Origin of the sequence: Lachnoclostridium sp., assembly GCF_031997925.1 — a bacterium.
Lineage (GTDB): Bacteria > Bacillota > Clostridia > Lachnospirales > Lachnospiraceae > Lachnoclostridium.
Genome location: NZ_DAMADT010000007.1, coordinates 129,029 through 136,648, shown reverse-complemented (window position 1 = coordinate 136,648; position 7,620 = coordinate 129,029). Strand labels below are relative to the sequence as shown.

Annotated in this window: 6 protein-coding genes and 2 pseudogenes; all 8 read right to left on the bottom strand. The window is 31.7% G+C overall.

Annotated features, from left to right (window positions below):
• Positions 1-695 (bottom strand): annotated as a pseudogene (locus RTP52_RS07270) (extracellular solute-binding protein); the annotation flags it as partial.
• Positions 696-812: 117 nt separating this feature from the next.
• Complete coding sequence (locus RTP52_RS07265; RefSeq protein ID WP_312370183.1) at positions 813-1,706, bottom strand: carbohydrate ABC transporter permease; 894 nt, start codon at positions 1,704-1,706, stop codon at positions 813-815.
• A gap of 16 nt (positions 1,707-1,722) precedes the next feature.
• A complete protein-coding gene (locus tag RTP52_RS07260) occupies positions 1,723-2,688 on the bottom strand; it encodes an ABC transporter permease (RefSeq protein ID WP_312370181.1) in 966 nt (321 codons plus the stop codon).
• A gap of 179 nt (positions 2,689-2,867) precedes the next feature.
• Positions 2,868-4,628 (bottom strand): sensor histidine kinase, encoded by a 1,761-nt coding sequence (locus RTP52_RS07255; protein ID WP_312370179.1) that lies wholly within the window; start codon positions 4,626-4,628, stop codon positions 2,868-2,870.
• Positions 4,618-6,201: a response regulator transcription factor gene (locus RTP52_RS07250; RefSeq protein ID WP_312370177.1), complete on the bottom strand. Its 1,584-nt coding sequence runs from the start codon at positions 6,199-6,201 to the stop codon at positions 4,618-4,620. The genes RTP52_RS07255 and RTP52_RS07250 overlap by 11 nt, the downstream gene beginning before the upstream one ends.
• Positions 6,202-6,661: 460 nt before the next feature.
• Positions 6,662-7,072 carry an arsenate reductase ArsC gene (locus tag RTP52_RS07245; protein WP_312370175.1) on the bottom strand — a complete coding sequence of 137 codons (411 nt, stop codon included), beginning with the start codon at positions 7,070-7,072 and terminating at the stop codon, positions 6,662-6,664.
• Positions 7,073-7,105: 33 nt separating this feature from the next.
• Positions 7,106-7,492: an arsenite efflux transporter metallochaperone ArsD gene (gene arsD, locus RTP52_RS07240; RefSeq protein ID WP_312370173.1), complete on the bottom strand. Its 387-nt coding sequence runs from the start codon at positions 7,490-7,492 to the stop codon at positions 7,106-7,108.
• Positions 7,493-7,510: 18 nt separating this feature from the next.
• A pseudogene (locus RTP52_RS20350) lies at positions 7,511-7,620 on the bottom strand (arsenical-resistance protein); the annotation flags it as partial.

Sequence of the window (7,620 nt, the reverse complement as noted above, 5' to 3'; positions counted from 1 at the left end):
ACTCTTATATCTACTGGGAACAAAGAAGGTCCATTCTTTACGATTTCATCAAAAAATGGTTCTAATTCTCTAACGTCTTTTAATGAAGTTTTATTAAAACCATATTTATCTGCATATTCCTTTTGAATTACTACACCTAATTGTCTTGCAATAATTTGTTGATTTGGAATCGCATATAATTCTCCGTTAACCTTTGCCACATCTAGTAACCATTCTGGTATTGATGCTTGCATGTCTTTACCATATTCATCCATAAGCTTATTTAATGGCATAAATGCATCTCTAGACATATTTTCATCGTAATTATTAAGCCAGCTTGCAGTAAATACTAAATCAAAATCTTCGCCACCTGTACTAGCTAGCTTCATTTTGTCATTATATTCACCTTGAGGAATTACCTCTAAATCTAATTCTACGTTGATTTTTTCTTTAAGTTTCGCATTTAAATCTTTCATAACTAAGTCATGATCTTGTGCCTTATCCCCAAACACACACCACTTCACAGTAACAGTTTTTTCATCTGTAGCAGGTGTAGCAGTATTCGTAGGCTTTTTCTCACCTGCATCTGATTTATTATCTTTGTCACTTGTTACTTCCGTTCCTGTTTTTTGACTCTCGTCTTTTGCTTTGCAACCAGTTAATAATCCAACTGTCATAACAGTTGCTAAGCATAATGCAACTACTCTTTTTTTCATATAAAATACCTCCTCTTGTTTTTTGGTAGTGAAAAATCCACCCCAATTTTAGTTTTTATCATTAAGGGTACATTGTTTTTTAATCAAGAACAACAACCCCTAACTTCATATGACTATTTAGCCCTTGACAGCCCCAACTGTCATTCCTTTCGTAAAATATTTTTGAAAGAATGGGAATATAAAAAGCATAGGTCCAATGGCTACTACCAACATAGCCATTCTTAGATTTTCTCCTGGCAAATCATGTATATTGACCATGACAGGAGCATTTTGCATAGCATCCAATAATGCACGAATATTCATCATCATTCGTTGAAGTAAATATTGAAGTGGAACTAACTCATCTTTTCTAATATAAAGCATAGCATTGTACCACTCATTCCATTTTGACAGAGCACTTAAAAAAGCTACGGTTGCAATTACTGGTTTAGATAACTTAAGTGCTATTTTGAAAAATATATGATACTCACTAGCCCCATCTATTTTAGCTGCTTCAAACAAAGCCTCTGGTAATTGTTTGAAGAAAGTTCGCAACATTATGACATGAAAAACATTGATTAAAGTTGGCAAAATAAGCGCCCACAGTGTATTGGTTAAATGTAGATATTGAGTATTGATAATATAACTAGGTACTAATCCACCACTAAACAGTGTTGGGAAAAAGATGAAAAAAGTCAATGCTTTCTTAAATCGAAAGTTACTGCGTGCTAAACAATAGGCAGCCATAGACATAAATAATACTCCTAAAAACGTACCTACAACAGTAATAATAATAGTTACAACATAGGAATTTATTATTATTTTAGGATTTTTAAACAAATAAGCATATGCTGTAAAATCCACTTTTCTTGGCAGAATAGAGAATCCATTCATGGCCAAATCCATCTCTCCAGAAAGGGAGGCAGAAATTATAATCATAAACGGTACAATACATAAAACTCCAAATAGTATAAAGAAAAGATGTACCCAAATACTTGTTGCGTCCTTTTTTTTCTTTGTGATTCGATTCATGTGTTTTTCTCCTTTACTAGAACAATGCATTCTCAGGTGATTTTTTCTTTATAATAGCATTGGTGAGCATTAGTGTCACAAAACAAATTACCGATTGAAACAATCCAACGGCTGCTGACATACCAAGATTTCCTTGTTGCATTAAGGCTCTAAACACATATGTATCAATAACATCAGTTTTAGGATATAAAGCACCTACATCTCTTGTTACATTGTAAAATAAACCAAAATCTGCTCTAAAAATCTTTCCTATATCTAAAATACCCATAATGATAATAATTGGTACAATCTGTGGTATAGAAACAAACCATGTCTTTTGTAACTTACCTGCTCCATCGATATCAGCTGCCTCGTACAGTTCATTATCTACTCCCATCAATGCAGCATAATATATAATACTGCCAAGCCCTACTCCTTGCCATGTTTTGGTGATTACCAGAATAAAGGGCCAATACTGCGGCTCTGAATACCATGAAATTCCTTCTTTCCCAAAGAGTGCAAGCAACTGATTAACCATACCCTTAGTAGGATCTAACATTGCATATACAATATAGCCTACTGCTACCCAAGAAATAAAACTTGGAATAATAGAAACGGTCTGGTATATCTTTACATGCCTTGCCTTTTTTACTTCAAACATAATTAAAGCAAAAATTACCCCACATACAATACCTACTACTATAAAAAGTAGATTTAAAACTATGGTATTACGTGTTACTCTCCATGCATCTTGAGATTTTAAGAAAAATTCAAAATTCTTAAAACCAACCCATGGACTTCCCCATATTCCTTTTGGCACTTTATAATCTTTAAATGCTAATACGATACCAAACATAGGCCAATAAGCAAATATGCTTAAGAGAATAACGGTGGGCAATGCCAAAGTAAGTAATTGAACATTGTCTTTCAAATATCCCTTTGTTCGCGTATGTCTTTTCTGGCTTGGTATTACCTTCTTTTTTTGTAATAGTTTCAATTTCATTCCGTCCTCTCTAGTTATTTATCATGTATCTAGTATAGCGAAGAATCTATTTATTCGTAATGATACAAATTTTAAAAATGGTGTAACAAATTTGACCTTGTTAAACTATAGTGCAATTTGTATACTTACAAAAAAAAATGATACTATAATTAGTACCATTTTTTTAACTTGTTTCTGATTTAGTCTGTAATATATGGAAACCTAATAGTTACCTTAGTTCCTATCCCTTCTAAGCTTTTTATTACGATTCCATATTCATCTCCAAAGTAGAGCTGTAACCTTTGATTAACATTGGTTGCACCAATATGTTCACTTTCTTTAATAAAATTTCTTTTCATAGCCATATTAAGTGCTTGAAGCTCCTCTTCTGTCATTCCAAGGCCATTATCGCTAACTACAAGTTCGACGGTATCATCCTGTAACTTTCCTTCTACAATTATAATACCCTTATTACTAAGAGGTTTGATACCATGATAAATAGCATTTTCTATAATAGGTTGTAAAATAATACGAATGGTTTTACAATTATATAACTCTTCTGGTATCCTAAAGTCCACTTCAAACTTATTTTCGTATCGCTTTTTTTGAATTTCCAAATAATTTTCACAATGCTCAATTTCTGTTTTCAATGGAATGATTGTATCGGTATTTTCCAATGTCATACGTAACATCTTGGATAAGGCACTGGTCATTTCTGAAATTTCATTGTCTCCCCCAAGTAAGCCTATTGCTATCCAATTCATTGTATCTAAGGTATTATTTAAAAAGTGTGGATTTATCTGAGACTGTAAGGCTACCACTTGTGCCTTTTTTAACAAACGAACACGCTCGGATAATTCTTTGTCCACATCTTTCTTTTTATCAACCGTCTTTCGAATGGTGTTCATGATATACATTAACTCATCTTTTTCTTTTAAAATTGCCTCTTCTCCTATTAATACACTACTATACTCTCTAATAGCAGCTAATATTGTTCCAATTGGCGCAAAAATTCGAATAGAAATAATGGTGCCTAAACCAATTGTGATTAATATCATCACCAATACAAAGATTAGCATTACATTTCTTAGGGTACTTAATTTATTCTGGTAGGTTGACATATCTAAGTAAGAAACGACTTCCAAACCATTGTCTGAATTTACTTTTGAAGATAAACAATAGTCTTTATAGATTAGTGTGCTATTATTATTTAATTTATCATATCCTTCAATCGAGTCGATGGAAGCTGCAATTTGTTCTAAATCATTGGAAAATAAGATTTGTTTACCATCAGTAATAAATATATGTGACTCTTTTCCTATATTTAATTCTTTTATTAATTCTTCTAATTTCAAATTCATTACAACCACTCCTGTAGAAGTGGAACCATATCTAATATTCTGAAAAATAGATAATTGCTTTTTAGGATATCCTTTCCGTGTATTATTGGTTAACAGAATCCTATTCTTTGAAGATTCTCCCTGGTTATAATATTGTACCAAACCATCCTTTTCACCAAAGTTACTATAATCACTGATCCCTTCAATTGTAACTACCTTATCACTTTTATGAGAGTGTATGTAAATGCTATCAATATAATCTTTTGATATTACCGGCAATCGTAACATGTCGGATATATTCTTCACCTTATAATTAAACTCTTTTATTTCCCCTGTATCGTACATATATAATTCCACATTAGAATTAAATCCAATGTAAATCATCTGGGTCTGTGCTTCTTTTATAATTCTTTCTATGCCAGCCATAGTATCTGAAACGATACTTTCATTATATGACTTAACTTCATTTTGCTGAATATTCATATAGGAATAATAAGCAAGGATTACCGTCCCCATAATTGGTACAATAAGTAGTAGAAATAAAAGTCTTAAATTTTTAATAAATAAACTATTAAATTTGTAATCAAGAATATATTTTTTTATTTCCATCTTAATTTTCATCGTATTCTTCACCTAATCGTAATACCTTTCCTCGATATTCACTAGGATTCATACCTGTCTGCATCCGAAATATCCTTGAAAAATAACGGGGTGTTTTATATCCTAACGCTTCACTTACCTGATAGGTTTTATACTGCGGATCTTTTAACAGCTCAATAGCCTTTTCTACCTTCATCCGTGTAACATATTGACTAAAATTTTCCCCTGTTTGCTTTTTAAATAAACGACTTAGATAAGCTGAACAAATAAAAAGTTGATTTGCTACTTCTTCTTGAGAAATATCTCTATTAATATTTTCCATGATGTATGTCTTTGCTTTACTTATTAAGCTGTTGGCATCATAATATTCTTTTTTTTCTTCTGCTAATTTAATACGATCAAAAATACGGTTACAATAGGACTTTAAATCATCCCCATTAGAAAAAGATAATATCACGGAATAATTAAAATAATTTTGGAGGGAATTGGAAAGCTTATCATTCACCTCTTTGATTATGGTATGCATGGTTGATAAAATATCAATCACCATATTATTTCGATATAAGACTGGCTTTACGTTCAATACATCTAATACATTGTGAAAGATCTTCTGAGCAGTCACTATATTCCCTAAAGTAATATTAGACATGATTAGCTTTTTTTGTTCTTGTAAATGTTGTTGTATTGCCTCATCTGAATCATCTTTCAATAGACCTTCCCAGAAATTCCTGATTTGATATATATTGGAATAGATTTGTCGTATTTGATAAGATGCATGAAATTTAAAATTTGCTTTTAATTCTAATAATAATTTCTCAATGGAATCATGGCATAAACTCTCAATTTGTTCTTTGTTTACTTGTTTTGTAACGATACCAAATAATTCAATTATATTATTGGATTTATAAACCAAATGAAATGAAATGTCCTTATCATATATGCGGAGGAAATTAGAAATATTGATCTCAAATTGATCATAATTATATTGCCATATTTCCTCCATAAATTTTTCATAATCTTGAATACAAATATCTACTAGTAGACAAAAGCTATGTTCGATATCAATTTCAGGATATAAAATATTCATTCTGTTTTTTATGTACTCTTCGCTATCTGCTACTCCCAAAATTAGATCAGAAAAGAAATGATCCTCAAGCAGTGGTAGAACTTCATCTATTCGTTCCTTATCCGCTTGAGCTTTCTCTTTCTCCTTATGTTTTTGGTCTAGTTCTTCCTTGATTTTAATAAATGTTTTACTAATATTCTCTACATTACTAGGCTTTAATAAATAATCCATTACCCCATATTTGATTCCCTGTAACGCTAAATCAAACTCCTGATAACCACTTATCAGAACTACTTTGCAAGGTAACTGTTGTTCAAAGACATATTTTGCAACTTCCATCCCAGAAACGTGATTCATTTTAATATCCGTCAAAATCAAATCTGGCATCATATATTCCAGATATTCAATAACTTCCTGCCCATCAGAAAAAATCTCTATAATTTCAAAACCAATTTTTTCCCAATCAACAACATTTTTAAGGCCTTGTCTAATAATTTTTTCATCATCAGCTATCACTAATTTGTACATAGTATCTCCTTTTATATTCTTACCGATTTCCAATCTTCCTATGTAGCTAAAGTATTGGTATCGTAGAAGATGATATTGAATTAGGTTATGCGTCTCTTATCCGTTTTTACTTGTAAATATTTCTAATCATGCTATTCTCTCTTTAAAGAGGTGGTAATAAGTTAAACCCCTTGTAATTGGTTAGATTAAAAAATATAACCGGACTTACAAGGGGTACCTAACCGTTCTCACCATCATCATCTTACTATATGAATATTATAATGTAAATACATTTCTGGTTTTATCAGCTATCTAAATTTTCTTTTTCATGTTCTTTTTCACATTCTGTTACAAGCCATATTTATCACAATAAATAAAACGATTCTTTTACTATTGCTGATGTATAATGGAACTTTTTCAGTAACCGTATAATCCTTATATTTGCTCGCTGTATAGATATAACCTTATCAAAGGATGCCTTTTATACTAATTCCCCTTTTAGTATCCTATGTTTGAGATTAATGATCTTCTCTTCTATTATCTTAGCAGTTTTTATAAATTCATCATCCGATTTACCAGACGGATCTTCTAGACCCCAATCTTCTCTATGAATGCATGGTAAGTAAGGACAATTTACATTGCAACCCATAGTAACCACAATATCTACTTCCGGTATATCGGTTAGTAATTTGCTCTTTTGCGTCTCATTCATATCAATACCATGTAAATCTTTTATAATACGTACTGCATCTTGATTAATTTGGGGCCTAAGCTCTGTCCCTGCAGAATAACTTTCGAATACGTCCGAAGCCAACAGTTTTCCTAATGCTTCAGCCATCTGTGATCTACAAGAATTATGAACGCATACAAATGCAACTTTTATTTTTTTCATATAACTTCTCTCCTTTGTGTAATATGATGAAATTTAGCAGCAACAACCGCCACCACAGCAACCGCCATCGCAACAATTATCATTAATTTCTTTAGAATCTTCTACGCTTGGTTGTTCGTTTACTCCTAACCATTCAAAAAACTCATCATTTGTAGGATATTTTCCAGTCTTCACAATGGTATCCTCAACAATTGTTATTGGTAGTACTTTTGTACCGTCAGTTTTCATAGACTCATTAACAGTTTTATTTTTTACAAACTCCATAGGAGCACTCGTTAAGTTATAACGAGTTACTTCGTATCCAAGCTTTTTTAAGTTATTTATTACGGTGGAAACTCTTAATAATTCTGGATCAACACCAACACCACAAAGTCCTGTTTCGCAGCACATAGCTGGTTCATAAATAAACATTTTTTTCATTTCCCACATCTCCTATCATTAATTATTTTTTAGAAACCATTTTTTTGTATTATTGGCTATCTTAACTAGTATTAGCATAACAGGTACTTCTACTAAGACGCCAACTATAGTTGCCAAAGCAACCGGTG